This window comes from Streptomyces alkaliphilus (genome assembly GCF_014141535.1).
Lineage (GTDB): Bacteria > Actinomycetota > Actinomycetes > Streptomycetales > Streptomycetaceae > Streptomyces > Streptomyces alkaliphilus.
Genome location: NZ_VKHT01000005.1, coordinates 1 through 24,524 on the forward strand (window position 1 = coordinate 1; position 24,524 = coordinate 24,524).

Consider the following 24,524-nt stretch of genomic DNA (forward strand, 5'->3'; position numbering starts at 1 on the left):
GGGGTGCTCTGCGCGGTCGCGGTCTCCTCGGAGGGGGCGGACGCGGAGGCGGTGCCGAGGTCGGTGCGCTCGGCGGCACGCGAGGCCGCGGCGGCCTCCGCCTCTGCGGCCCGGCGCTCCTCGGCCTCCGCCACACGGCGGGCCTCGGCCTCGGCGGCCTCCGCGGCGGCGGCCTCATCGGCGGCGCGCTGCCGCTCGGCGGCCCGCTGGGCACGGATGACGGCCAGGTCGCGGGCCTCGCGCAGGTGGACGCGGGCGACGTAGTCCTCGGTGGCCTCGCTCGCCCGGGCGGAGGTGGAGGTGATCACGGAGCCGAGGGCGGGAATCTCCCCGGTGGTCTCGGCGGGATTGTCGGCGGGCCGCTCGGTGGCGGACGCGGAGGTCGAGGTGACGGCCACGGTGCCCAGCACGCCGGTCAGCACGCCACCGCGGAGGAGCCCCGCGGCACGGGACCGACGGGGCTTGCGATGGCGGCCGGTGGTACGGATCGATGACATGGCAGTCAGCCGTATCAAGAACCGGTAACGGCTCTCAACATTCGTGGAATGCGCCACAGGTCCCGAATGCCCGGGAGGAAAAGTCCGGAATGTCTTCCGTAGGGCGTACGAGGAGTGGGGAAGCCGGGTGTCCCGTCGGGGTGGTGGGCAGGCCGTTGTCCGTTATGCGACGAATAAGAATCGGCGTAGCACGGCGCCGCGCCCCCGGCAACGGCGGTATCCGACGCGCCGTCGGGGACGTGGGATACCTCACCCCGGCGAAGCGGTGTGACGATCACCCGGGAGTGGGACGCGCGGGCGGCGAAAAGGGTTGACCGGAGGGCATGATTCGGGATGAAAGACGTGAATCGGCCCCTTCCGGTGAATGGGGGAGTGCACCCCGGGAGGCAAAAAGCTCAAGGGGTGTTTCCGTCCCGCGGAAGTGCCGTTAATGCCGAAAACGCATGAGTGAGATGAATGGCGCAAAAATCTCGATTCTCGCGAAAGGTGCGAAGTGCGTTCGGCTGCGCTGTTCCCGGCCGCCACGCGAAGCGGCCGCCCTCTTTGGGGCGGCCGCGTGGTCGGGACGGTGGGGAAGGGGGCTCAGGGCCGGCCCAGCTCCCGGGAGATCCGCGCCAACTGCTCCAGCCGCCGCTCCAGCGGCGGGTGCGAGGCCAGCAGACTGCTCAGCGAGTGCTTGGAGAAGGCGGGGGCGAAGAAGAAGGCGTTGAACGCCTCGCTCTGCCGCAGGTCCCGGGTGGGGATGCGGGCCATGTCACCGGTCACCTTGGTCAGGGCGGAGGCCAGCGCGGAGGGCTTGCCGGTCAGCAGCGCCGCGCCCCGGTCGGCCGACAGCTCCCGGTACCGCGACAGCAGCCGGGTCAGCAGGAAGCTCAGCACGTACACGAGCGCGCTGATCAGCGGGATCAGCACGAAGAGGATCGCGGTGTTCTGGTTCCGCCCCCCGGCGCGGGACACCCCGCCCCACAGGGCGAAGCGGGTCATGGTGCCGGCCAGCACGCCGAGGAACGAGGCGAAGGTCATGACCGCCACGTCGCGGTGGGCGACGTGCGACAACTCGTGCGCGAGCACGCCCTCCAACTCCTCCGGCTCCAACCGGCGCAGCAGCCCCGTCGTGGCGCAGACCAGTGCCTTCTCCTGGCTGCGCCCGGTGGCGAAGGCGTTGGGCACGTCGGTGTCGGCGATCGCCACCCGTGGCTTGGGCATGTCGGCCAGCGCGCACAGCCGGTCCACGGTGGCGTGCAGCTCCGGTGCCTGCTGCGGGGTGACCTCGCGGGCCCCCATGCTGTAGGCGGCGATCCGGTCGCTGAACCAGAACTGCACGACGAACAGACCGCCCGCCAGCAGCAGCACCATCGGCCAGGCTTCCTGGAACAGCGCCAGAAGCACCCCGATGAAGACCACGTAGAGCAGTCCGATGAGGAACATGGTGGTGACCATGCGGCCGGTCAGGCCGCGGTCGGGCGCGTACCTGGTGCGTGCCATCGTCTCTCGCCTCCTCCTTCGGACTCTACTGCCCCGACCGGGCGGGCGCGGGTCGGCCGGTCCGCTCCGGTGGCGTGCCGCTCGGCCCCTCACCGGGACCGGTCGGCGCCGCCCGGATCGCGTGCCCGTCCCGGGCCGAAGGATCCCGATCGGTCCCCGGGAACCGGGAAGCCGATGAGGGGTGTCAGCCGGCATCCAGGCCGGGGGCGCCCCAGACCGGGAACCAGCGGCCGAGGTCCTCCTCGACGGGCAGCTCCCCCGCCAACAGGGCCCGCGTCTGCAGTTCCAGCGCGTTGTTCCGCCGCTGCCCGCCGCCCGGCTCGGGGGCGAAGGGATAGAAGGTGCCGCGCTTGTAGAGGTAGACGAGGGCCAGCGAGCGGCCGTCGTCGTCGCGGAAGGCCACGAGCGAGCAGAGCAGCTGCGGACCGAAGCCGGCGTCCTGGAGATGGGTGTTGACCGCGTGCAGGTCGTTGACCAGGGCGGGCAGGTCGTCGGGGGAGTGGCGGGCGCGCAGCCAGGTGTAGCCGTGGGAGTCCTTCTCCACCCCCGCCTCGCCCAGCAGCAGCTCGGCCTCCTCCTCCAGGCGGGCGAAGGCGCCGCCCTCGGCCCCGGCGAAGCACACCGATCCCGTGCCGGTGGGGGCGAACCCCGCCCCGGCCTGCAGGGTGACGGCGGCCGAGGGGAGCGCGAACAGCCGGTCGAGGTCGGGCTGGGCGGGCTTGCGCCGTCCCAGCAGTGCGTCCCAGAAACCCATGGCCGCAGCCTATGGCACCGCCCCCGCCCACCGCCCCACTCCTTTCCGGAGGGCTTCCCGCAAGGAGCCGCTCAGGCGAGCCACTGGTCCCACGCGAGGCGGCCGACCAGGACGGTGACGACGACCAGCAGGACGATCCGGATGAAGCCGGAGCCCCGGCGGATCGCCATGTGCGCGCCGATCCAGCCGCCGAGCATGTTGAAGACGGCCATCCCGAGGGCGAGCTTCCACAGCACCATCCCCTGGCTGCCGAAGACGATCAGGGCACCGAGGTTCGTGCCCACGTTCACAACCTTCGCGGTGGCGGACGCGGTGAGCATCGACAGGTGGAGCAGACCGACCAGGGCGATGATCAGGAAGGTGCCGGTGCCGGGGCCCAGCAGGCCGTCGTAGAAGCCGATGCCGACGCCGGCCACCAGCAGGACCAGCGCCATCCGTCGGCGGGTGGTGGGGATCGGGTCCCCGGCGACGTACTGCGTGCCGAAGTTCGGGCGCAGGACGACGAAGGTCGCGACGGCGAGCAGCAGCACCATGATCAGCGGCCGCAGGAACTCCGCGCTCACCGCACTCGCGAACATCGCGCCGCCGGCCGAGGCGAGGAGGGCCAGTCCGCCCGGGCGCAGGGCGAGGCGGACGTCCACCGGGTGGCGACGCGCGTAGGTGACGGCGGCGACGCCCGTGCCGGCCACCGCGACGGCCTTGTTGGTGCCCAGGGCTGTGGCGGGGGCGAGGTTGGGAAAGGCGATGAGCAGGGCGGGGATTTGCAACAGCCCCCCGCCGCCGACCACGGCGTCGACCCAGCCCGCGAGGGCGGCTGCCACGCACAGCACGACGACGGTGGTCACGGTGATCTCGGGCACGCCGGGAACTCTAATCGCACCAACTGCATGTTATCTACACCGTTATTCGCACTAGCACGACCCCGTGGCGATCGCGAATTTGCCCCGGGTGGCCCTTGACTGGTAGGGGTCCGGGCCCTTCCCGGTGTCCGACAGGTACTCCGAAAGCCTCACTTGTCACGCTTCGTGGTGACCCGGGGGCTTCCCGTCGAAGATCGATTTCCGTCATGTTTCATGATCGTTCGTCAGGTGGGGGAGATCACAAAGTTCCTCGGTGACCCCGTGTCGCAGATCACAGGAACCGGGGCATAGGATGCTGCCCAAGCTTGTGAACTGACTCACATAGCGGTGATCTTCCGGCAGTCGCCGTCGACTGGAAGGAGCGAGGTGCGGTGAACGCGTACGTTCCCATCCTCGTGCTGGGCGCGCTCGGCGCGGCCTTCGCGGTCTTCTCCGTGATCATGGCCTCGGTCATCGGCCCCAAGCGCTACAACCGGGCCAAGCTCGACGCCTACGAGTGCGGAATCGAACCGACCCCGCAACCGGCCGGTGGTGGGCGCTTCCCCGTCAAGTACTACCTGACGGCCATGCTCTTCATCGTCTTCGACATCGAGATCGTCTTCCTCTATCCGTGGGCCGTGCACTTCGACGCGCTCGGGATGTTCGGTCTGGTGCAGATGTTGATCTTCGTCGGTCTGATCGGTGTCGCCTACGCCTACGACTGGCGTCGGGGAGGGCTCGAATGGGACTGATCCGAACAGGGCCGGTACGGGGGCCGATCGGCACCACCGGCCGACCACCGCGAAGCGGAAGCATGATCGACGCGACCGTGACGCGGGACCGAGGACCCGAAAGCCCGACACCCCGGGGACCGCGGGGCACAGAGGGATCACAGGGACGACAAGGAGGTGTCCCCGATGGGACTTGAGGAGAAACTGCCCAGCGGTTTCCTGCTGACCACCGTCGAGAAGGCGGCCGGACTCGCCCGCAAGTCCTCCGTCTTCCCGGCCACCTTCGGCCTGGCCTGCTGCGCCATCGAGATGATGACCACCGGTGCCGGTCGCTACGACCTGGCCCGCTTCGGCATGGAGGTCTTCCGGGGCTCCCCCCGGCAGGCCGACCTGATGATCGTCGCCGGCCGGGTCAGCCAGAAGATGGCCCCGGTGCTGCGGCAGGTCTACGACCAGATGCCCAACCCCAAGTGGGTCATCTCCATGGGCGTGTGCGCCTCCTCCGGCGGCATGTTCAACAACTACTCGATCGTGCAGGGCGTCGATCACATCGTGCCGGTGGACATCTACCTCCCCGGCTGCCCGCCCCGCCCCGAGATGCTCCTCGACGCGATCATCAAGCTGCACGAGAAGATCAAGGACGAGAAGCTCGGCGTCAACCGCGAACGGGCGGCCCGCGAGGCGGAGGAAGCGGCGCTCAAGGCGCTGCCCACCATCGAGATGAAGGGGCTGCTGCGATGAGCGCGGCGAGCACCCCGGGCGGCGGCTCCGCGTCCGGGCCCGTCGAGAACGCGAACCCCGTCGGCGAGGTCGGCCGACGCGACGACACCGGCGAGGTCATCGCCGAGCGCCGCGGCATGTTCGGCAGCCAGGAGGGCGGCGACACCTCCGGCTACGGCGGCCTGCGCCGCACCGTCCGCCTCCCCGGCGCGACCCCCCGCCCCTACGGCGGCTGGTTCGACGAGGTGGCCGACGAACTGGAGGGCGCACTGGAGGAGCAGGGCCTGGACCCGGCGGTCGTGATCGAGAAGACCGTCGTGGACCGGGGCGAACTCACCTTCCACGTCGCCCGCGAACACCTGCTGCCGGTCTGCCGCACCCTGCGGGACGACCCCGCGCTGCGCTTCGAACTGTGCACCGGCGTCAGCGGCGTGCACATCCCCGCCGACACCGGTCGGGAGCTGCACGCCGTCCACCACCTGCGCTCGCTCACCCACGGCCGGCTGATCCGGGTGGAGACCTCCGCCCCCGACGCCGACCCGCACGTGCCCTCGGTGGTCACCGTCTACCCGACCAACGACTGGCACGAGCGCGAGGTCTACGACTTCTTCGGCCTGATCTTCGACGGGCACCCGGCGCTGACCCGGATCATGATGCCCGACGACTGGCAGGGCCACCCGCAGCGCAAGGACTACCCGCTCGGCGGCATCCCCGTCGAGTACAAGGGCGCCCAGATCCCGGCACCCGACCAGCGGAGGTCGTACAGCTGATGTCCCACGACACCACATCGCAGGGCGCCGGGACCGGCACGCCCACCGCCACCGCGGGTGCCCGGGAGACCACCGAGGGCACGGTCTACACCGTCACCGGTGGTGACTGGGACCGCGTCGCGGAGGCCGCCTCCCGCGCGGACGACGAGCGGATCATCGTCAACATGGGTCCGCAGCACCCCTCCACGCACGGCGTGCTGCGCCTGATCCTGGAGATCGACGGCGAGACCGTCACCGAGGCCCGCTGCGGTATCGGTTACCTGCACACCGGCATCGAGAAGAACCTCGAGTACCGGAACTGGACGCAGGGCACCACCTTCGTCACGCGCATGGACTACCTCACGCCCTTCTTCAACGAGGTGGCGTACTGCATGGGCGTGGAGAAGCTGCTCGGCATCACCGAGGACATCCCCGACCGCGCGGAGGTCATCCGGGTCCTGCTCATGGAGCTGAACCGGATCTCCTCCCACCTGGTGGCCATCGCCACCGGCGGCATGGAGCTGGGCGCCACCACGGTGATGATCTTCGGGTTCCGGGACCGCGAACTGTGCCTGGACCTCTTCGAGCTGATCACCGGTCTGCGGATGAACCACGCCTTCATCCGCCCCGGCGGCCTCGCCCAGGACCTGCCGCCCGGCACCATCGACGCGCTGCGCGAGTTCATCGCCACCATGCGGAAGAACCTCGTCGAGTACGACAAGCTGTGCAGCGGCAGCCCGGTCTTCAAGGCCCGGCTGAAGGACGTCGGCCACCTCGACCTGGCCGGCTGTCTGGCGCTGGGCGTCACCGGCCCGATCCTGCGCTCCGCCGGCCTGCCCCACGACCTGCGGAAGACCGACCCGTACTGCGGGTACGAGACCTACGACTTCGAGGTCCCGACCACCGACACCTGCGACTCCTACGGGCGCTTCCTGCTGCGCCTGGAGGAGATGCGGCAGTCGCTGCGGATCATCGAGCAGTGCATCGAGCGGCTGGAGCCCGGCCCGGTGATGGTCGCGGACAAGAAGATCGCCTGGCCCGCGCAGTTGGCCCTGGGCCCCGACGGCCTGGGCAACTCGCTGGACCACATCCGTACCATCATGGGCACCTCCATGGAGGCCCTGATCCACCACTTCAAGCTGGTGACCGAGGGCTTCCGGGTCCCTGCCGGCCAGGTGTACACCGCCGTGGAGTCCCCCAAGGGCGAGCTGGGCGTGCACATGGTCAGCGACGGCGGCACCCGCCCCTACCGGGTCCACTTCCGGGACCCCTCCTTCACCAACCTCGAGGCCGTGGCGGCGATGTGCGAGGGCGGCCAGATCGCCGACGTCATCGTCGCGGTGGCCTCCATCGACCCCGTGATGGGAGGCGTCGACCGATGACCGATGCGACACGGGCCGCGGAGTCCGGTGGGACCCCGGTGGCGCTGGGCATGCCCCAGCTGCCCGCCCCCGACTTCCCCGCGGAGGTTCGCGAGCGCCTGGAGACGGACGCCAGGGAGCTCATCTCCCGCTACCCCGACAGCCGCTCCGCGCTGCTGCCGATGCTGCACCTCGTGCAGGCGGAGGAGGGCTGGGTCTCCGCCACCGGCATGCGCTTCTGCGCCGAGATGCTGGACCTGACCCCCGCCGAGGTCACCGCGGTGGCCACCTTCTACACCATGTACCGGCGCAAGCCGTCGGGCGAGCACCAGGTCGGGGTGTGCACCAACACCCTGTGCGCGGTGCTCGGCGGCGACGCCATCTTCGCCGCCCTCCGGGAGCACCTGGAGGTGGACAACGGCGGCACCACCGGGGACGGCAAGGTCACGCTGGAGCACATCGAGTGCAACGCGGCCTGCGACTACGCCCCCGTGGTGATGGTCAACTGGGAGTTCTTCGACAACCAGACCATCGAGTCCGCCAAGAAGCTGGTGGACGACCTGCGGGCCGGCCGCGAGGTGATCCCCACCCGGGGCGCCCCGCTGACCGACTTCCGGGGCGCCGCCCGCATCCTGGCCGGTTTCCCCGACGAACGCCCCGACGCCGTCGCCGCCTCCGGCGCGGCCGGCCCCGCCACCCTGGCCGGACTGGAGATCGCCCGCGAGGTCGGTGCCGGTGCCCCCGAGTCCCCCGCCGGGGACGCCGGCCGGGAGGAGAAGCGCCGATGACCCCCGCGATCACCCCCGCGCCGCGCGACGGCAGCGGAAACGGCAAGGGCCACGGAACCGGTGGCGGGAAGGGCGGCGGCGCCCGGGCGGCCGAGGGCACCCGCAAGCTCGCCGAGCAGATCCTCGCCCCCGTCCTCTCCGACATCTGGGACCACGAGGCCCCCTGGACCCTGGAGTCCTACCGCCGCGCCGGCGGTTACCGGGGTCTGCGCGTCGCCCTGGACATGGCGCCGGACGACGTCATCGCCCTGGTCAAGGACGCCGGACTGCGCGGTCGCGGCGGCGCCGGCTTCCCCACCGGCATGAAGTGGCAGTTCATCCCGCAGGGCGACGACAAGCCGCACTACCTCGTCGTCAACGCCGACGAGTCCGAGCCGGGCACCTGCAAGGACATCCCGCTGCTGTTCGCCAACCCGCACTCGCTCATCGAGGGCATCGTGATCGCCTGTCACGCGATCCGCAGCGAGCACGCCTTCATCTACCTGCGCGGCGAGACCGTGCCGGTGCTGCGCCGGCTGCACCACGCCGTCGCCGAGGCGTACCGGGCCGGCTACCTCGGCAAGGACGCGCTGGGTCCGGGCAGGGACCTGGAGCTCACCGTGCACGCCGGCGCCGGCGCGTACATCTGCGGCGAGGAGACCGCGCTGCTGGACTCCCTGGAGGGACGCCGCGGTCAGCCCCGGCTGCGCCCGCCCTTCCCCGCGGTCGCCGGCCTCTACGCCTGCCCGACCGTGGTCAACAACGTGGAGTCCATCGCCTCGGTGCCGCCCATCCTGGCCCGCGGCAAGGAGTGGTTCCGCTCCATGGGCAGCGAGAAGTCGCCCGGCTTCACCCTCTACTCGCTCTCCGGGCACGTCGCCCGGCCCGGCCAGTACGAGGGCCCGCTCGGCATCACGCTGCGCCAACTGCTGGACCTCACCGGCGGGATGCGGCCCGGCCGCACCCTGAAGTTCTGGACCCCCGGTGGCTCCTCCACCCCGCTGCTGACCGCCGAGCACCTCGACGTGCCGCTGGACTACGAGGGTGTCGCCGACGCCGGGTCGATGCTCGGCACCAAGGCACTGCAGTGCTTCGACGACACCACCTGCGTGGTGCGCGCGGTCACCCGCTGGACCGAGTTCTACGCCCACGAGTCCTGCGGCAAGTGCACCCCCTGCCGGGAGGGCACCTTCTGGCTGGTGCAGCTGCTGCGCGACATCGAGGCCGGCAAGGGCTCGATGGAGGACCTCGACAAGCTCAACGACATCGCCGACAACATCAACGGCAAGTCGTTCTGCGCGCTGGGCGACGGCGCCGCCAGCCCCATCTTCTCCTCCCTGAAGTACTTCCGCGAGGAGTACGAACGGCACGTCACCGGCGGCGGCTGTCCCTTCGACCCGGCCCTCTCCACCGTCTGGGCCGACTCCACCGTCGACCCCGCCGGCCGTTCCGACGGCTCCGCCCACCTGGAGGTGAACGCATGACTGTCACCACCGACGCCTCCGCCCGCGGCGGCGACGGGGCCGGGACCCCGCCCGAGGATCTGGTGACCCTCACCATCGACGGCATCGAGATCTCCGTCCCCACGGGGACCCTGGTGATCCGCGCCGCCGAACAGATCGGCATCGAGATCCCCCGGTTCTGCGACCACCCCCTCCTCGACCCGGTCGGCGCCTGCCGGCAGTGCATCGTCGAGGTGGAGGGCCAGCGCAAGCCGATGGCCTCGTGCACCATCGCCTGCACCGACGGCATGGTGGTGCGCACCCAGCTCACCTCGCCGGTCGCCGAGAAGGCCCAGAAGGGTGTGATGGAGCTGCTGCTCATCAACCACCCGCTGGACTGCCCGGTCTGCGACAAGGGCGGCGAGTGCCCCCTGCAGAACCAGGCGATGAGCCACGGCAACGCCGAGTCCCGGTTCGAGGGCGTCAAGCGCACCTTCCCCAAGCCGGTGCCGATCTCCGCCCAGGTGCTGCTGGACCGCGAGCGCTGCGTGCTGTGCGCGCGCTGCACCCGCTTCTCCAACCAGGTCGCCGGCGACCCGATGATCGAACTGCTGGAGCGCGGCGCGCTCCAGCAGGTGGGCACCGGCGAGGACGAGCCGTTCGCCTCCTACTTCTCCGGCAACACCATCCAGATCTGCCCCGTGGGCGCGCTCACCTCGGCCGCCTACCGCTTCCGCTCCCGCCCCTTCGACCTGATCTCCTCGCCGAGCGTGTGCGAGCACTGCTCGAGCGGTTGCGCCACCCGCACCGACCACCGACGCGGCAAGGTCATGCGCCGCCTGGCGGCCGAGGACCCCCGGGTCAACGAGGAGTGGATGTGCGACAAGGGCCGCTTCGGCTTCCGCTACGCGCAGCGGCCCGACCGGCTCACCACCCCCCTGGTCCGCGACCCGGAGACCGGTGAGCTGACCGCGGCGAGTTGGCCGGAGGCGCTGGACACCGCCGCCCGCGGACTGGCCGCCGCGGTGGCCGGCGCCGGCGCCGGCGCGCTGCCCGGCGGCCGGCTCACCGTCGAGGACGCCTACGCCTGGGCGAAGTTCACCCGCCTCGCCCTGCGCAGCGCCGACATCGACTTCCGGGCCCGCCCGCACGGCGCGGAGGAGGCCGCCTTCCTCGCCGCGCACGTGGCGGGCGGCCGACCGGGCGCCGACTCGGTCACCCACACCTCCCTGGAACACGCCCCGGCGGTGCTGCTGGTCGGCTTCGAGGCCGAGGAGGAGGCCCCCGGTGTCTTCCTGCGACTGCGCAAGGGCATGCGCAGGCACGGCCTGAGGGTGTACTCGATCGCCACCCACGCCACCCGGGGCCTGACCAAGACCGGCGGCGCCCTGCTGCCCGCCGCCCCCGGCACCGAGCCCGACTGGCTGGAGGCCATCGCCCGCGAGGAGGACGGCCACGGCGCGGGCACCGCGCTGCGCGCCGACGGCGCGGTGATCGTGGTCGGTGAGCGGCTGGCGACCGTGCCCGGCGGGTACACAGCCGCCGTCGCGGCGGCCGCCGCGACCGGCGCCCGCCTGGTGTGGATCCCCCGCCGGGCCGGCGAGCGCGGCGCGCTGGAGGTCGGCGCGCTGCCCGGGCTGCTGCCCGGCGGCCGGCCCGAGGGCGATCCGCGCGCCCGCCTGGAGGTGGCCGGTGTCTGGGGCGTGGACCCCGCCGACCTGCCCTCCGGTCCCGGTCGCGACACCTCCGGCATCCTGGAGGCCGCCGCCGCCGGGCGCCTGGCGGCGCTGGTGGTCGGTGGGGTGGAGGTCGACGATCTGCCCGACCCGGCCCGCGCGCTCGCCGCCCTGGACCGGATGCGCGACGAGGGCTTCCTGGTCAGCCTGGAGCAGCGGCCCTCGGAGGTCACCGAGCGGGCACACGTGGTGCTGCCGGTGGCGGCCGTCGTGGAGAAGGGCGGTTCCTTCCTCAACTGGGAGGGACGTCTGCGTCCCTTCGAGCCGGCGATCAAGCCCGACCAGATGACCCGCCGCCAGGTCCAGCCCGACCTTCGGGCCCTGCACATGCTGGCCGACGCGCTGGACGTGCCGCTGGGTCTGCCGGATGTCGCCGCCGCCCGCCGCGAGCTGGACCGGTTCGAGGAGTGGGGCGGCGAGCTGCCGGTCGGTCCGACCGCCCGCCCCACCGAGCTGCCCCGGCCGCGCGCCGGTGAGGCGGTCCTGGCCGGTCACCGGATGCTGCTGGACCGCGGCCGACTCCAGGAGGGCGACGAGGCGCTGGCCGCCACCCGGCACGACGCGCCCGCCCGGGTCTCGCCCGCCACCGCCGGGGAGTGCGACCTGGCCGACGGCGGCCGGGTCGAGGTCACCGGCCCGGCCGGCGGGGTCCGGATGCCGCTGGCGGTCACGCCCGGGATGCCCGACGGCGTGGTCTGGCTGCCGCTCAACTCCGTGGGGCGCGGGGTCCACCGCGACCTGGGGGCCGTGCCCGGCGACACCGTGCGCCTGGCCCCGGCACCGGAGGCGCCCGTCACCGCCTCCGTCACCGCTTCCGTCACCGAGAAGGGAGGGGACGCATGACGAGCGCCGACGCCGTGCTCGCGCAGGAGGCCGACCTGTCGATGTTCGGCACGGATCCGTTCTGGCTGATCCTGCTCAAGGCGGTCTGCGTCTTCGCGTTCCTCATGGGCACCGTGCTGATCTCCATCGTGATGGAGCGCAAGGTGGTCGCCTGGATGCAGCTGCGCATCGGCCCCAACCGCCACGGCCCGTGGGGGATGCTCCAGTCCCTGGCCGACGGCATCAAGCTGATGCTCAAGGAGGACATCGTCGTCAAGGCGGCCGACAAGCCCGTCTACATCCTGGCGCCGATCCTGGCGGTGATCCCCGCCTTCATGGCCTTCGCGGTGATCCCCTTCGGGCCCGCCGACGACCCGGTGACGATCTTCGGCACCGAGACCGTCCTGCAGCTGACGGACCTGCCGGTGGCACTGCTGTACGTGCTGGCCACCTCGGCGATCGCGGCCTACGGCACGGTCCTGGCCGGTTGGTCCTCCGGCTCGACCTACCCGCTGCTGGGCGGGGTGCGGGCGACCGCGCAGATCATCTCCTACGAGGTCGCGATGGGCCTGTCCTTCGCGGCCGTCTTCCTGTACTCCGGGACGATGTCCACCTCGGGCATCGTCGGCGCGCAGGCCGACCGCTGGTTCGTGGTCATCCTGCCGGTGTCCTTCCTCATCTACCTGGTGTCGATGGTCGGCGAGGCGCACCGGGCCCCGTTCGACATGCCCGAGTCCGAGGGCGACCTCGTGGGCGGCTTCAACACCGAGTACTCCTCGATCAAGTTCGCGATGTTCATGCTCGCGGAGTACATCCACATGGTCACCGTCTCCGCCCTGATGGTGACGATCTTCCTGGGCGGCTGGCGGGCCCCGGCGCCGATCAGCACCTGGTGGGAGGGGGCCAACTCCGGTTGGTGGCCCATCCTGTGGTTCGTCGTCAAGTTGCTGGGCGTGCTCTTCGTCTTCGTCTGGCTGCGCGGCACCCTGCCCCGGGTGCGCTACGACCAGTTCATGGCGCTGGGCTGGAAGGTCCTCATCCCGGTCGCGCTGGTCTGGCTGATGCTCGTCGCCACCGTGCGGGCGCTCCAGCTGGAGGGTCGCACCCTCGGCGACATCATCTTCTGGGTGCTCGGCGGCATGGTGGTGCTGCTGATCGTCTCCTTCCTGGTGGACCTGACCCGGGACCGCGCCGAGCGCGGACGGGAGGAGGAGGGGGCCGAGGAGGCGGAGTTCGATCCGATGGCCGGGGGCTACCCCGTTCCACCGCTGCCCGGCCAGAGCCTGCCGCCGGTGCCGCGCCGGCCCGCCCGCGGCCCCCGCACCGAGCGGGAGCCCGCGTCGGTCCCCGCCGGCACCGAGGGGTCCGACGGGTCCGCCGACGGCGGCACCGACGGCCCGACCGACGACACGACTTCACGGAAGGAGGGGAACGATGCCTGAGTTCGAGAACCCGGTGGCCGGGTTCGGGGTCACCTTCAAGGCGATGTTCAAGCGGCGCCTCACCGAGCAGTACCCCGAGCAGAAGAAGCCCACCGCGCCCCGCTTCCACGGACGCCACCAGCTCAACCGCCACCCGGACGGGCTGGAGAAGTGCATCGGCTGCGAGCTGTGCGCCTGGGCCTGCCCGGCCGACGCCATCTACGTCGAGGGCGCCGACAACACCGAGGAGGAGCGCTACTCGCCCGGTGAGCGGTACGGCCGCGTCTACCAGATCAACTACCTGCGCTGCATCCTGTGCGGCCTGTGCGTGGAGGCGTGCCCCACCCGCGCGCTGACCATGACCAACGAGTACGAGCTGGCCGACCGCAGCCGCGAGTCGCTCATCTTCACCAAGGAGGAGCTGCTCGCCGGACTGACCGACGGGATGGTCGAGGCACCGCACGCCATGTACCCGGGCGCCGACGAGCAGTCGTACTACCGGGGCGAGGTCCGTGCGGCGGCCGAGGGCACCGAGCGTCAGGTCGCCTTCTCCAAGGGGGAGACCGGCCCGGCCGACGCTCCCCCCGCGGGGACCGCGAGCGACGACTCCGGCACCGCGAACCCGATCGGCACGGCGAACGACGCGAGCGGCACGGAGGTGCGGTCGTGAGCACGCTGACCGCCCTCGCCGCGGAGACCACCACCTCCGGTGGCGAGGCGGCACAGTTCTGGATCCTGGCCCCGATCGCCGTCGCCGGCGGCCTGGGCACGGTGCTGATGCGCCGCGCGGTGCACTCCGCGCTGTGCCTGGCCGGGACGATGATCATCCTGGCCCTGTTCTACCTGGCCAACGGCGCCTACTTCCTGGGCGTCGTGCAGATCGTCGTCTACACCGGCGCGGTCATGATGCTCTTCCTGTTCGTGCTGATGCTGGTCGGCGTGAGCGCGGCGGACTCCCTGAAGGAGACGCTCAAGGGCCAACGGCTGCTGGCCGCCGCCTGCGGCCTGGGCCTGGGCATCCTGCTGATCGCGGGCATCGGCCAGGCGTCGGTCGGCTCCTTCACCGGGCTCGCCGAGGCCAACGCCAACGGCAACGTGCAGGGCCTGGCGAGCCTGCTGTTCACCCGGTACGTGGTCGCCTTCGAGGTGACCGGCGTGCTGCTGACCATCGCCGCGGTGGGCGCCACCCTGCTGACCCACCGCGAGCGCATCGAGCGCAACAAGAGCCAGCGCGAGCAGGCCGAGGAGCGGGTGCGCTCCGGCGAGCAGCTGCCGCCGCTGCCCGCCCCCGGCGTGTACGCCCGGCACAACGCGGTGGACATCCCCGGCCTGCTGCCGGACGGCCGCCCCTCGGACCTGTCCGTCAACCCCACGCTGCGGGAGCGCGGTCAGGTCCGCGAGGTGCACGAGCAGGCGCTGGCCGACCTGGCGGCGATCGAGCGCCGGACGGCCGAGTACCAGGGACGCGCCGTCACCGTCACCCCGCCCCGGCGGGCCGGTGACGCCGCCCCCGCCGACACCACCACCGGTGCCGGCGACGAGCGCGCCCACGACGCCGAGCGCGCCGAGCGCGACAACGGCAGGGACAACGGTCCGGACGCGGCAGGCGAGGAGGCCCGTCGGTGAGCCCCGAGAACTATCTCCACCTGGCCGCGCTGCTGTTCACCATCGGCGCCTGCGGCGTCCTGGTGCGGCGCAACGCCATCGTGGTCTTCATGTGCGTGGAGCTGATGCTCAACGCCGGGAACCTGGCGCTCGTCGCCTTCTCCCGCATGCACGGCAACCTCGACGGCCAGATCATGGCGTTCTTCGTCATGGTCGTCGCCGCGGCCGAGGTCGTCGTCGGCCTGGCGATCATCGTCATGCTCTACCGCTCCCGGCACTCGGCCTCGGTCGACGACGCCAGTCTGATGAAGCTGTGAGGGGATTGGACCTGTGGAGTCACTGATCGGACTGCTCCTCGCGCCGCCCTTGCTCGGCGCCGCGGTGCTGTTGCTCGGCGGCCGGCGCCTGGACCGCGTCGGCCACTGGATCGGCACCGCCCTGGCCGCGACATCCTTCGCGGTCGCGGTCGTGCTCTTCGCCGACCTGCTGGGTCGGGACGCGGGCGATCGCACCCTCACCCAGCACCTGTACAGCTGGATCCCGGTCGGCGGCTTCCAGGCGGACATCGCCTTCCGGCTGGACCAGCTGTCGATGACCTTCGTGCTGTTGATCACCAGCGTCGGCACGCTCATCCACCTGTACTCGGTCGGGTACATGGAGCACGACGAGCGCCGCCGCCGCTTCTTCGGCTACCTGAACCTCTTCCTGGCGGCGATGCTGCTGCTGGTCCTCGCCGACAACTACCTCCTGCTGTACGTCGGCTGGGAGGGCGTGGGCCTGGCCTCCTTCCTGCTGATCGGCTTCTGGCAGCACAAGCCGAGCGCGGCCACCGCCGCGAAGAAGGCGTTCGTGGTCAACCGGGTCGGTGACATCGGCCTGGCCATCGCCATCCTGGTCATGTTCACCACCTTCGGCACCTTCGCCTTCGGCGAGGTCCTGCCGGCCGCGGCCGAGGGCGGCGCGACCGAGACCACCATGACCCTCATCGGCCTGATGCTGCTGCTCGCCGCCTGCGGCAAGTCGGCCCAGGTGCCGTTGCAGTCCTGGCTGGGCGACGCGATGGAGGGCCCGACCCCGGTCTCCGCCCTCATCCACGCCGCCACCATGGTCACCGCCGGCGTCTACCTGATCGTCCGCTCCGGCGCGATCTTCGAGGCCGCCCCCGACGCGCAGACCGCCGTCATCGTGGTCGGCGCCGTCACCCTGATCTTCGGGGCGATCGTCGGATGCGCCAAGGACGACATCAAGAAGGCGCTGGCCGGCTCGACCATGTCGCAGATCGGCTACATGATGCTGGCCGCCGGGCTCGGCCCGATCGGCTTCGTCTTCGCGATCATGCACCTGGTCACCCACGGCTTCTTCAAGGCCGGGCTGTTCCTCGGCGCCGGATCCGTCATGCACGGCATGAACGACGAGGTGGACATGCGCCGCTACGGCGGCCTGCGGCGGTACATGCCGGTCACCTTCGTCACCTTCGGCCTCGGCTACCTGGCCATCATCGGCTTCCCGTACCTGTCGGGCTTCTTCTCCAAGGACGAGATCATCTACGCCGCCTTCGGGCGGGGCGGGGCCCAGGGCTGGATCCTGGGCGGGGTCACCCTGCTGGGCGCGGGCCTGACCGCGTACTACATGACCCGCATCATGATCCTCACCTTCTTCGGCGAGAAGCGCTGGCAGCCGGACGCCGCCGGCAACGAGCCGCACCCGCACGAGTCGCCGCGCACCATGACGATCCCGATGATCGTGCTGGCCGTCGGCTCGGTCTTCGCCGGCTTCCTGTTCAACCTCAACCACGCCTTCGTGGACTGGCTCTCGCCGGTCACCGGCATCGCGGAGGGCGACTCGCCCGTCAGCCACCTGACGGTCTCGATCGCCGCCACCACCGTGATGCTCATCGGCGTGGCCATCGCCTGGCTCCAGTACGGCCGCCGTCCGGTCCCGGACCACGCGCCCACCGGCCGGTGGGTCACCCGGGCCGCCCGCCGCGACCTGCTGCAGGACGACTTCAACCACGCGGCGTTCGTCCTGCCGGGCAACTACCTCACCCGGGGCCTGGTCTACGTCGACCACAAACTGGTGGACGGGGTGGTCAACGGCACCGCCGCCGCCTTCGGCGGACTGTCGGGCCGGCTGCGTCGGGTGCAGAACGGCTACGCCCGCTCCTACGCGGTCTCGATGTTCGGCGGTGCGGCGCTCCTGATCGCCGTGACCCTGCTGATGAGGGCGGTCTGAGATATGTCATTTCCCCTGTTGACGGCCACCGTCGTGCTGCCCGCGATCGGCGCGGTGGCCACCGCGGCGGTGCCCGCCGCCCGCCGCGAGGCGGCCAAGTGGCTGGCCCTGCTGTTCTCCCTGGGCACCCTCGCCCTGGCGACGGCGGTCCTGCTCAACTTCCAACCGGGTGGCGACCGCTACCAGTTGACCGAGTCCCACGCCTGGATCCCGGCCTTCGGGGTCCGCTACGAACTGGGCGTGGACGGCATCGGCGTCGCGATGATCGCGCTCACCGCCGTCATCGTGCCCTTCCTCATCGGGGCCGGCTGGAACGACGCCGACCCGCGGGAGGGCGAGACGCCCGCCGACCGCCGGTGGCGCCCCACCCAGGGCTTCTTCGCCCTGATCCTCATGGTGCAGGCGATGGTCATCATGTCCTTCGCCGCCACCGACATCTTCCTCTTCTACATCTTCTTCGAGGCCATGCTCATCCCGATGTACTTCCTCATCGGGGGCTTCGGGGACCGTGCCGGCGAGCACGGCGAGGAACGACAGTCCAAGCAGCGCACCTACGCCGCGGTGAAGTTCCTGCTCTACAACCTCGCCGGCGGTCTGGTCATGCTGGCGGCCGTGGTCGGCCTGTACGCCGTCACCGCCGGCCAGCTGGAGGGCGGCGGCACCTTCTCCCTCCAGGCCATCACCGAGGCGCGCGCCACCGGTGAGCTGACCTTCGCGCAGAACACCGAACGCCTGCTGTTCCTCGGCTTCTTCCTCGCCTTCGCGATCAAGGCGCCGCTGTGGCCGCTGCACACCTGGCTGCCCAACGCCATGGGCGAGTCCACCGCCCCGGTGGCCGTCCTGATCACCGCCGTGGTCGACAAGGTGGGCACCTTCGCGATGCTGCGCTTCTGCCTGGGTCTCTTCCCCGAGGCGAGCGTCTGGGCCACCCCCGTGGTGCTGGCGCTGGCCCTGGTGTCGATCATCTACGGCGCCCTGCTGGCCCTGGGCCAGCGGGACATGAAGCGGCTGATCGCCTACGCCTCGATCAGCCACTTCGGCTTCATCGTGCTCGGCATCTTCGCGATGACCGGACAGGGCCAGAGCGGTGCCACCCTCTACATGGTCAACCACGGCATCGCCACCGCCGCCCTGATGCTGGTCGCGGGCTTCCTGATCTCCCGCCGCGGCTCCCGGCTCATCGCCGACTACGGCGGGGTGCAGAAGACCGCGCCGGTGCTGGCCGGTACCTTCCTGGTCGGCGGGCTGGCGACGCTCTCCCTGCCGGGCACCGGACCGTTCGTCAGCGAGTTCCTCGTCCTGGTCGGCACCTACAGCCGCTACCCGGTCGCCGGGATCATCGCCTGCGCCGGCATCGTGCTCGCCGCGCTCTACGTGCTGATCCTCTACCAGCGCACCATGACCGGCCCGACCCGCCCCGACCTGGAGCGGATGCCCGACCTGCGGCCCCGCGAACTGGCCGTGGTCGGACCGCTGATCGCGCTGGTGCTCTTCCTCGGCGTCTTCCCCAAGCCGTTGACCGACATCGTCGACCCGGCGGTCGAGCACACCCTGTCGGACGTCGGGGTGGAGGACCCCGCCCCTGAAGTGGAGGCCCGCCCGTGAGCCCGGTGATCCACCCCTACACCGCCGCACCCGCCCTGCTGACGCAGGCGCAGGAACGGCTGGAGGCGCCGCAGATCGAGTGGGTGGCGCTCTCCCCGACCCTGATCGTGCTCGGCGCGGCCGCCATCGGCATCCTGGTCGAGGCGTTCGCCCCGCAGCGCGGTCGGTACCTCACGCAACTGCTGCTCTCCGTCCTCGGCATCGCCGCCGCCTTCGCGGCCGTGGTGGGCCTGGCGGCGAGCGGCTACGCGACCACGCGGGCGGAGATCGCCGGCATGGGCTCGATCGCGGTGGACGGCCCCACGCTGTTCCTCCAGGGCGTGCTGCTGCTGGTCGGCCTGGTCTCGTTGTTCCTCTTCGCCGAACGGCGACTGGAACCCGCCGAACACGGCCGCGCGGTGGACTCCTTCACCGCCCAGGCCGCCGCCGTCCCCGGCGGACCGGCGGAGCGGGAGGCGGTGAAGGCGGGCCGCACCACCACCGAGATCTTCCCGCTGCTGCTCTTCGCCCTCGGCGGCATGCTGATCTTCCCCGCCGCCAACGACCTGCTGGTCCTGTTCATCGCCCTCGAGGTCTTCTCGCTGCCGCTGTACCTGCTCTGCGCCCTGGCCCGCCGCCGGCGGCTGCTGTCGCAGGAGGCCGCGGTGAAGTACTTCCTGCTGGGCGCCTTCGCCTCGGCGTTCCTGCTGTTCGGCATCGCCCTGCTCTACGGCTACGCCGGCACCCTCGACTACGCCGGCATCGCCGACGTCGTCGCCGGTTCCCCCGCCGCGCTGGACGCCGGTCTGGCCTCCACCATGGGCAACGACGTCTACCTGCTCATCGGTGGGGCGCTGCTGATGATGGGTCTGCTGTTCAAGGTCGGCGCGGTGCCGTTCCACATGTGGACCCCGGACGTCTACCAGGGCGCGCCCACGCCGGTCACCGGCTTCATGGCCGCCGCCACCAAGGTCGCCGCCTTCGGTGCCCTGCTGCGCCTGCTGTACGTGGTGCTGCCGGGCATGCGGTGGGACTGGGAGCCGGTGCTGTGGGGCGTGGCCATCGCCTCGATGGTGGCCGGCGCGGTCATCGCCATCACCCAGACCGACGTCAAGCGCCTGCTGGCCTACTCCTCGATCGCCCACGCCGGCTTCATCCTCACCGGCGTGCTGGCGGTCAGTGAGGACGGCGTCTCCTCGGTGCTGTTCTACCTGGCGGCCTACTCCTTCGTGACGCTGGGCGCCTTCGCCGTGGTCACGTTGGTGCGGGACGCGGGCGGGGAGGCCACCCACCTGTCGAAGTGGGCCGGGCTGGGGCGGCGTTCGCCGCTGCTGGCCGGGGTCTTCTCGCTGTTCCTGCTGGCCTTCGCGGGCATCCCGCTGACCTCCGGTTTCACCGGGAAGTTCGCGGTCTTCCGGGCGGCGGCCGAGTCGGGCGCGATCGGTCTGGTCATCGTCGGTGTCCTGGCCTCGGCGGTGGCGGCGTTCTTCTACATCCGGGTGATCGTGCTGATGTTCTTCAGCGACCCGCAGGAGAGCGGCCCCTCGGTGGTCATCCCGAGCCCGATGACCACCTCGGTGGTCGGGCTGGCCGCCGTGGTCACGCTGGTGCTGGGCATCGCGCCGCAGTACTTCCTGGACCTGGCGCAGCAGGCGGCGGTCTTCGCCTTCCGCTGAGCCGGTTCCGCCCCACGGCCCCCGGGGCCGCCCCTCACGGGCGGCCCCGGGGGCCTTTCCGGCTCCGGGCGGGGCCCCGGCTCCGGGCGGGGCCCCGGCTCCGGGCCGGGACCGGTTCAGGAGGGGTCGGGGACGAGGGTCTCGGTGCCCCGGTCCTCCCACTCCACCACCATGTCGTCGCCGGAGAGCCGCAGGAGAGCGGACCAGTCCTCCTGCGCGGGGGAGCCATCGCCCGTGCCGTCGCCGGCCAGGCAGGTGAACTCCACGACCACGACCCCGTCCGCCCCGCCCCCGGCGGGGGCGGGCCGGCCCCAGCAACCGGTCGGTGGGTCCCCGGCGGAGTAGGTGACGGTGGCGCCCCCCTCGGTCACGGTGAGCGTGCGGCCCTGGGCCTCGGGGTCGATCCACAGGCCGTCGGGGAGCGCGGGCGCCGCCGGGTCCGGTGAGCCCTCCCCGGCGGCGTCACCGGGATCGCCGGTCTCCCCGGGCTCGGCTTCCTCGGCCGGGGCGTCCCCGCCCTCGGCCGACGGGGTCCCGGCGGCGTCGGGGGCGCTCCCGGTGCCGCCGTCGGCCCCGGTGCCGCCGTCGCCGCCGCAGGCGGCGCACAGGCCCACCATAAGGGCGAGGACGGGAAGGAGCCCCGGCCTCCCGATGATCCTCCTCGTCCGGGAACGGGTCTCGTGTGGTGTGCCGGCCATCCGGGTCTCCTCGGTTCTCGTGTCCGCCCGCCGCCCCTTTGCCAACGCAACCGCACGGTAACGACCCCCGACCGAACCGGCCAGGGGTCGTTCGAGGTCTCCCGCCGGTCCTCACCGGAGCCGGCCGGAACGTTCACGAGCGGGGGGATCAGCCCTCGGAGTCGATCTCGAACTCCGCGCCGAGGTCCCCGAGGTCCAGGTCCCCGAGGTCCATGTCGCCGAAGTCGAGGCCGGGGGGCGGCGTCGTGCCGGAGAGGTCCAGCGCCTTGGCGTACTCGACGGTCCCGCGGGATTCCCAGCGCACGCTCAGGGTGTCGCCGTTCACCGAGGCCAGGCCGGCGCGCTCCTCGTCCGGCACGCCGGTCTCCGGGTCGGTGCACACCAGCGCCAGCGCCACCCCGCCCCCCGCCATCCGGGCCGGGCCGACGCAGAGCGTGGCGTCCTCGTCGCCCTGGAGCAGAGCCTCGCCGTCCACGATGGAGAGGGTCTGGGTGGGGGGTTCCGCGGTCATCCAGACGGCCTCGTACTCCGCCGGGGGAGCTTCGCCCGAACCCCCCGGCGCGTCGTCCCCGGCCGGTTCGTCGGCCTCCTCGGCGCCCTCGTCCCGCGGCTGCGCCGTGGCCTCGTCCCCGTCGGATCCGGTCTCCGCCGCGGCGGCGTCGTTCCCGCCGTCACCCGCGCAGCCGCTCAGCAGGAGCGCCGCGACCGCCGCCGCGGCGGGTGCCGCGAGCCGTACCGACCTGTGCATGGGGGTCCCCCTCGGTGATGTCACACGATGCCGCGGCACCTCCCGGGGTGCCGCGTGGTTTCTCCGGCGTCGCCGGACGCGCCCACGCTAGCGGTTCCCCGTGACACCGGGGGGTGACGGTGACCGACCCGGGACATCACCGTGCCGATCCCGCCGGCCCGGGCGCCGTTTCCGCCGTTTCCGCGGTTCCGGGCCGGTCCCCGGGGCGGGGCGCGCCCCGCCCCGGGGCTTCGGGGAACGGCTCAGCGCGCCGGCTCGATCCGACCGGTCACCTCGCCCAGCCCGATCCGGGCGCCGCCGGGCCCGGGCGCCCAGGCGGTCAGTGTCACCTCGTCGCCGTCCTCCAGGAAGGTCCGCTTCCCGAAGCCGCCCCCGATCGGGTCCCGACCGTTGCGGGTCAGCTCCAGCAGGCAGCCGAGCTGGTGCGGCTCCGGACCGGAGACGGTGCCCGAGGCGTACAGGTCACCGGTGCGCAGCGAGGCGCCGTTCACGGTCAGGTGGGCCAGCTGCTGGGCGGCGGTCCAGTACATCGCGGAGAACGGCGGCTCGGCGATGGTCTCACCGTTGAGTCGGACGGTGATCCGCAGGTCGTACCCGTACCCGGGGCCGTCCCCCGGGGAGGACGCGTCCCCGGCGGTGTCGTCCAGGTAGGGGAGCAGGGGATGGGTGCGCTCCGGCGGGGCCGTGCGGGCCTCCTCCAGGGCCTCCAGCGGTGTGATCCACGCCGCGACGGAGGTGGCGAAGGACTTCCCCAGGAAGGGACCCAGTGGCACGTACTCCCACGCCTGCACGTCCCGGGCCGACCAGTCGTTGAGCAGGCACAGGCCGAAGACGTGGTCCCGGAACCCGCTCATCGGCACCGTCTCCCCGAGCCGGGAGGGCACGCCGACGACGAAGCCCACCTCCGCCTCGATGTCCAGGCGCCCGGAGGGGCCGAAGAGCGGCTCCTCCGCGCCCGGCGGGCGTCGCTGGCCGCTGGGGCGCACCACCGGGGTGCCGGAGACCACGACGGTGCCGGCGCGGCCGTGGTAGCCGATCGGCAGGTGCTTCCAGTTGGGGGTGAGCGGGTCGCCGTCGGGCCGGAAGAGCCGGCCGACGTTGGAGGCGTGGTGTTCGCTGGAGTAGAAGTCGACGTAGTCGGCGACGGTGAAGGGCAGGTGCATGGTCACCCCCGTCAGGGGGTGCAGCAGGCCGGCCTCCTCGATCCGGGCCGTCCGGTCGGGGTCGGTCACCGCCGTGCGCAGCGCGGCCCGCACCCGGCTCCACGCCGGGCGCCCGGCGGCGAGCAGCGGATCGAGGGAGGGGGCGGTCAGCAGGGCGGCCTCGGGGGCCTCCAGAAGGTTCAGGAGACGGATGGCGGCGCCCGCGTCCAGGACCCGGTCGCCGAGACGAACGCCGATTCGTGGCCTTTCGGGCGCGTCCGGGGTGGTGTACACGCCGTAGGGAAGATTGTCCGGACCGAAGAGGTCGTCCGCGGTCGGCTCGGTCGTGCTCGCTTCAGACATGGGAGGCAGAGTAGTCCCGGGTGCTCCCGCAGGAGCACCGTCGAAGAGGATGTCGGGGGTACGCGCCGGTGGTGATCGACTTCCGACCGGTTACGCTGCCGAGGACATTCGCAGCGCAGACAGGAGAGTGGCTCGTGACCGTCGTGGGGCCCTTCGGGGCGAGCGTGCGGGACAAGGCCCTTGAAGCCGATGTCCGGGCCGGTCTGGCGGCGGTCGAGGAGGGCCTGATCGAGGCCACCGAGAGCGATGTCCCGTTCATCACCAAGGCCGCCCAGCACCTGGTGCGGGCCGGCGGCAAGCGGTTTCGTCCCCTGCTGGTGGTGCTCTCCGCGCAATTCGCGGACGCGAATGCCCCCGGGGTGGTCCCGGCCGCCGTCGTGGTCGAGCTGACCCACCTGGCGACCCTCTACCACGACGACGTCATGGACGAGGCCGAGGTCCGGCGCGGCGTGCCCAGCGCCAACACCCGCTGGGACAACTCGGTGGCCGTCCTCACCGGCGACTTCCTCTTCTCCCGGGCCTCGGCGATCGTCGCGGGCCTGGGGCCGGAGGCCGTGCGCATCCAGGCCGAGGCGTTCGAGCGTCTGGTCACCGGCCAGATCCAGGAGACCACCGGCCCCCGCCCCGGCGAGGACCCGATCGAGCACCACCTGCGGGTCATCGCCGGCAAGACCGGCTCGCTGATCGCCGTCTCCGGCCGCTTCGGCTCCCTGATGTCGGGGGCCGACCCCCGGATCGTCGCCGATCTCACCGAGTTCGGGGAGCGGATCGGCGTCGCCTTCCAACTCGCCGACGACGTCCTGGACATCGCCGGCGAGGCCCGTGAATCGGGCAAGACCCCCGGCACCGACCTGCGGGAGGGCATCCCCACGCTGCCGGTGCTGCGGCTGCGCGAGCGCGCGCTCGCCGGGGGCTCGGAGGACGACCGGCGGCTGCTGGAACTGGTCGAGGGCGACCTCACCGACGACGCCCGGCTCGCCGAGGCCCTGGCCGGGATGCGGACCAACCCGGCGCTCGCCCGGGCCCGCGAGGACACCCGCCGCCAGGCCGAACTGGCCCGCGAGAGCCTCGCCGACCTCCCGGACGTGCCGGCCCGAACGGCCCTCGCCTCGCTGTGCGACGCCGTGGTGGACCGCACCTCCTGAGTCCTGT

At 71.9% G+C, this 24,524-nt stretch carries 21 protein-coding genes and 1 pseudogene; 15 read left to right on the forward strand and 7 right to left on the reverse strand.

Features of this window, described 5'->3' with window-relative positions; translation table 11 throughout:
• The 4 genes and pseudogenes from FNQ90_RS00400 to FNQ90_RS00415 form a co-directional block, all read right to left on the reverse strand.
• Positions 1 to 422, reverse strand: a pseudogene (locus FNQ90_RS00400) (hypothetical protein); the annotation flags it as partial.
• 657 nt (positions 423 to 1,079) lie between these two features.
• Positions 1,080 to 1,982, reverse strand: coding sequence for a zinc metalloprotease HtpX (gene htpX / locus FNQ90_RS00405; RefSeq protein WP_143618136.1), 903 nt, complete (start codon positions 1,980 to 1,982; stop codon positions 1,080 to 1,082).
• Between the two features lie 184 nt (positions 1,983 to 2,166).
• Positions 2,167 to 2,736: a PspA-associated protein PspAB gene (gene pspAB, locus FNQ90_RS00410; RefSeq protein WP_182604408.1), complete on the reverse strand. Its 570-nt coding sequence runs from the start codon at positions 2,734 to 2,736 to the stop codon at positions 2,167 to 2,169.
• 71 nt (positions 2,737 to 2,807) lie between these two features.
• A complete protein-coding gene (locus FNQ90_RS00415) occupies positions 2,808 to 3,596 on the reverse strand; it encodes a TSUP family transporter (protein ID WP_182604409.1) in 789 nt (262 codons plus the stop codon).
• A gap of 371 nt (positions 3,597 to 3,967) precedes the next feature.
• Here FNQ90_RS00415 and FNQ90_RS00420 point away from each other — a divergent pair, with 371 nt between their 5' ends.
• The 14 genes from FNQ90_RS00420 (at position 3,968) to nuoN (ending at position 20,421) form a co-directional block, all read left to right on the forward strand.
• On the forward strand, positions 3,968 to 4,327 hold the full coding sequence (locus FNQ90_RS00420; RefSeq protein ID WP_143618141.1) for an NADH-quinone oxidoreductase subunit A: 360 nt from the start codon (positions 3,968 to 3,970) through the stop codon (positions 4,325 to 4,327).
• Positions 4,328 to 4,492: 165 nt separating this feature from the next.
• Positions 4,493 to 5,047: a NuoB/complex I 20 kDa subunit family protein gene (locus FNQ90_RS00425; protein ID WP_182604410.1), complete on the forward strand. Its 555-nt coding sequence runs from the start codon at positions 4,493 to 4,495 to the stop codon at positions 5,045 to 5,047.
• The gene (locus tag FNQ90_RS00430; protein WP_182604411.1) at positions 5,044 to 5,796 is read left to right on the forward strand and encodes an NADH-quinone oxidoreductase subunit C; all 753 of its coding nucleotides are present in this window, start codon (positions 5,044 to 5,046) and stop codon (positions 5,794 to 5,796) included. Before FNQ90_RS00425 ends, FNQ90_RS00430 begins: the two co-directional genes overlap by 4 nt.
• The gene (locus FNQ90_RS00435; protein WP_143616618.1) at positions 5,796 to 7,157 is read left to right on the forward strand and encodes an NADH-quinone oxidoreductase subunit D; all 1,362 of its coding nucleotides are present in this window, start codon (positions 5,796 to 5,798) and stop codon (positions 7,155 to 7,157) included. Before FNQ90_RS00430 ends, FNQ90_RS00435 begins: the two co-directional genes overlap by 1 nt.
• Before the next feature lie 50 nt (positions 7,158 to 7,207).
• Positions 7,208 to 7,924, forward strand: coding sequence for an NADH-quinone oxidoreductase subunit NuoE (gene nuoE / locus FNQ90_RS00440; protein ID WP_182604420.1), 717 nt, complete (start codon positions 7,208 to 7,210; stop codon positions 7,922 to 7,924).
• Positions 7,921 to 9,387, forward strand: a complete 1,467-nt coding sequence (gene nuoF, locus FNQ90_RS00445; RefSeq protein WP_182604412.1) for an NADH-quinone oxidoreductase subunit NuoF — start codon at positions 7,921 to 7,923, stop codon at positions 9,385 to 9,387. Before nuoE ends, nuoF begins: the two co-directional genes overlap by 4 nt.
• Positions 9,384 to 11,924, forward strand: a complete 2,541-nt coding sequence (locus FNQ90_RS00450) for an NADH-quinone oxidoreductase subunit G (RefSeq protein ID WP_182604413.1) — start codon at positions 9,384 to 9,386, stop codon at positions 11,922 to 11,924. The genes nuoF and FNQ90_RS00450 overlap by 4 nt, the downstream gene beginning before the upstream one ends.
• Positions 11,921 to 13,345 (forward strand): NADH-quinone oxidoreductase subunit NuoH, encoded by a 1,425-nt coding sequence (gene nuoH / locus FNQ90_RS00455; RefSeq protein WP_182604414.1) that lies wholly within the window; start codon positions 11,921 to 11,923, stop codon positions 13,343 to 13,345. The genes FNQ90_RS00450 and nuoH overlap by 4 nt, the downstream gene beginning before the upstream one ends.
• Positions 13,338 to 13,994, forward strand: a complete 657-nt coding sequence (nuoI, locus tag FNQ90_RS00460) for an NADH-quinone oxidoreductase subunit NuoI (protein WP_143616610.1) — start codon at positions 13,338 to 13,340, stop codon at positions 13,992 to 13,994. Before nuoH ends, nuoI begins: the two co-directional genes overlap by 8 nt.
• Positions 13,995 to 13,999: 5 nt before the next feature.
• Complete coding sequence (locus tag FNQ90_RS00465; RefSeq protein WP_182604421.1) at positions 14,000 to 14,950, forward strand: NADH-quinone oxidoreductase subunit J; 951 nt, start codon at positions 14,000 to 14,002, stop codon at positions 14,948 to 14,950.
• The gene (gene nuoK, locus FNQ90_RS00470) at positions 14,947 to 15,246 is read left to right on the forward strand and encodes an NADH-quinone oxidoreductase subunit NuoK (RefSeq protein WP_143616608.1); all 300 of its coding nucleotides are present in this window, start codon (positions 14,947 to 14,949) and stop codon (positions 15,244 to 15,246) included. Before FNQ90_RS00465 ends, nuoK begins: the two co-directional genes overlap by 4 nt.
• Positions 15,247 to 15,259: 13 nt before the next feature.
• Positions 15,260 to 17,161 carry an NADH-quinone oxidoreductase subunit L gene (gene nuoL, locus FNQ90_RS00475; protein ID WP_143616606.1) on the forward strand — a complete coding sequence of 634 codons (1,902 nt, stop codon included), beginning with the start codon at positions 15,260 to 15,262 and terminating at the stop codon, positions 17,159 to 17,161.
• A 3-nt stretch (positions 17,162 to 17,164) separates the two neighbouring features.
• Complete coding sequence (locus FNQ90_RS00480) at positions 17,165 to 18,766, forward strand: NADH-quinone oxidoreductase subunit M (protein ID WP_182604415.1); 1,602 nt, start codon at positions 17,165 to 17,167, stop codon at positions 18,764 to 18,766.
• Positions 18,767 to 18,771: 5 nt separating this feature from the next.
• Positions 18,772 to 20,421: an NADH-quinone oxidoreductase subunit NuoN gene (nuoN, locus tag FNQ90_RS00485; RefSeq protein ID WP_182604422.1), complete on the forward strand. Its 1,650-nt coding sequence runs from the start codon at positions 18,772 to 18,774 to the stop codon at positions 20,419 to 20,421.
• Between the two features lie 116 nt (positions 20,422 to 20,537).
• Here the strand turns inward: nuoN and FNQ90_RS00490 are convergent, their stop codons facing one another.
• From FNQ90_RS00490 to fahA, 3 genes are all read right to left on the reverse strand, one after another.
• The gene (locus FNQ90_RS00490) at positions 20,538 to 21,119 is read right to left on the reverse strand and encodes a hypothetical protein (protein ID WP_182604416.1); all 582 of its coding nucleotides are present in this window, start codon (positions 21,117 to 21,119) and stop codon (positions 20,538 to 20,540) included.
• Positions 21,120 to 21,267: 148 nt separating this feature from the next.
• Positions 21,268 to 21,867 carry a hypothetical protein gene (locus tag FNQ90_RS00495; protein WP_182604417.1) on the reverse strand — a complete coding sequence of 200 codons (600 nt, stop codon included), beginning with the start codon at positions 21,865 to 21,867 and terminating at the stop codon, positions 21,268 to 21,270.
• Between the two features lie 242 nt (positions 21,868 to 22,109).
• Positions 22,110 to 23,372, reverse strand: a complete 1,263-nt coding sequence (gene fahA / locus FNQ90_RS00500) for a fumarylacetoacetase (protein WP_182604418.1) — start codon at positions 23,370 to 23,372, stop codon at positions 22,110 to 22,112.
• Positions 23,373 to 23,506: 134 nt separating this feature from the next.
• Between fahA and FNQ90_RS00505 the strand changes: the two genes are divergently transcribed.
• The gene (locus FNQ90_RS00505; protein WP_182604419.1) at positions 23,507 to 24,517 is read left to right on the forward strand and encodes a polyprenyl synthetase family protein; all 1,011 of its coding nucleotides are present in this window, start codon (positions 23,507 to 23,509) and stop codon (positions 24,515 to 24,517) included.
• Positions 24,518 to 24,524 lie beyond the last annotated feature (7 nt).

Bases quoted from the DNA above. Each gene is read 5' to 3' on its own strand.
- htpX (WP_143618136.1), bottom strand. From the start codon at position 1,982: ATGGCACGCACCAGGTACGCGCCCGACCGCGGCCTGACCGGCCGCATG.
- pspAB (WP_182604408.1), bottom strand. From the start codon at position 2,736: ATGGGTTTCTGGGACGCACTGCTGGGACGGCGCAAGCCCGCCCAGCCC.
- FNQ90_RS00425 (WP_182604410.1), top strand. From the start codon at position 4,493: ATGGGACTTGAGGAGAAACTGCCCAGCGGTTTCCTGCTGACCACCGTC.
- FNQ90_RS00430 (WP_182604411.1), top strand. From the start codon at position 5,044: ATGAGCGCGGCGAGCACCCCGGGCGGCGGCTCCGCGTCCGGGCCCGTC.
- FNQ90_RS00435 (WP_143616618.1), top strand. From the start codon at position 5,796: ATGTCCCACGACACCACATCGCAGGGCGCCGGGACCGGCACGCCCACC.
- nuoE (WP_182604420.1), top strand. From the start codon at position 7,208: ATGCCCCAGCTGCCCGCCCCCGACTTCCCCGCGGAGGTTCGCGAGCGC.
- nuoF (WP_182604412.1), top strand. From the start codon at position 7,921: ATGACCCCCGCGATCACCCCCGCGCCGCGCGACGGCAGCGGAAACGGC.
- FNQ90_RS00450 (WP_182604413.1), top strand. From the start codon at position 9,384: ATGACTGTCACCACCGACGCCTCCGCCCGCGGCGGCGACGGGGCCGGG.
- nuoH (WP_182604414.1), top strand. From the start codon at position 11,921: ATGACGAGCGCCGACGCCGTGCTCGCGCAGGAGGCCGACCTGTCGATG.
- nuoI (WP_143616610.1), top strand. From the start codon at position 13,338: ATGCCTGAGTTCGAGAACCCGGTGGCCGGGTTCGGGGTCACCTTCAAG.
- FNQ90_RS00480 (WP_182604415.1), top strand. From the start codon at position 17,165: ATGTCATTTCCCCTGTTGACGGCCACCGTCGTGCTGCCCGCGATCGGC.
- FNQ90_RS00490 (WP_182604416.1), bottom strand. From the start codon at position 21,119: ATGGCCGGCACACCACACGAGACCCGTTCCCGGACGAGGAGGATCATC.
- FNQ90_RS00495 (WP_182604417.1), bottom strand. From the start codon at position 21,867: ATGCACAGGTCGGTACGGCTCGCGGCACCCGCCGCGGCGGCGGTCGCG.
- fahA (WP_182604418.1), bottom strand. From the start codon at position 23,372: ATGTCTGAAGCGAGCACGACCGAGCCGACCGCGGACGACCTCTTCGGT.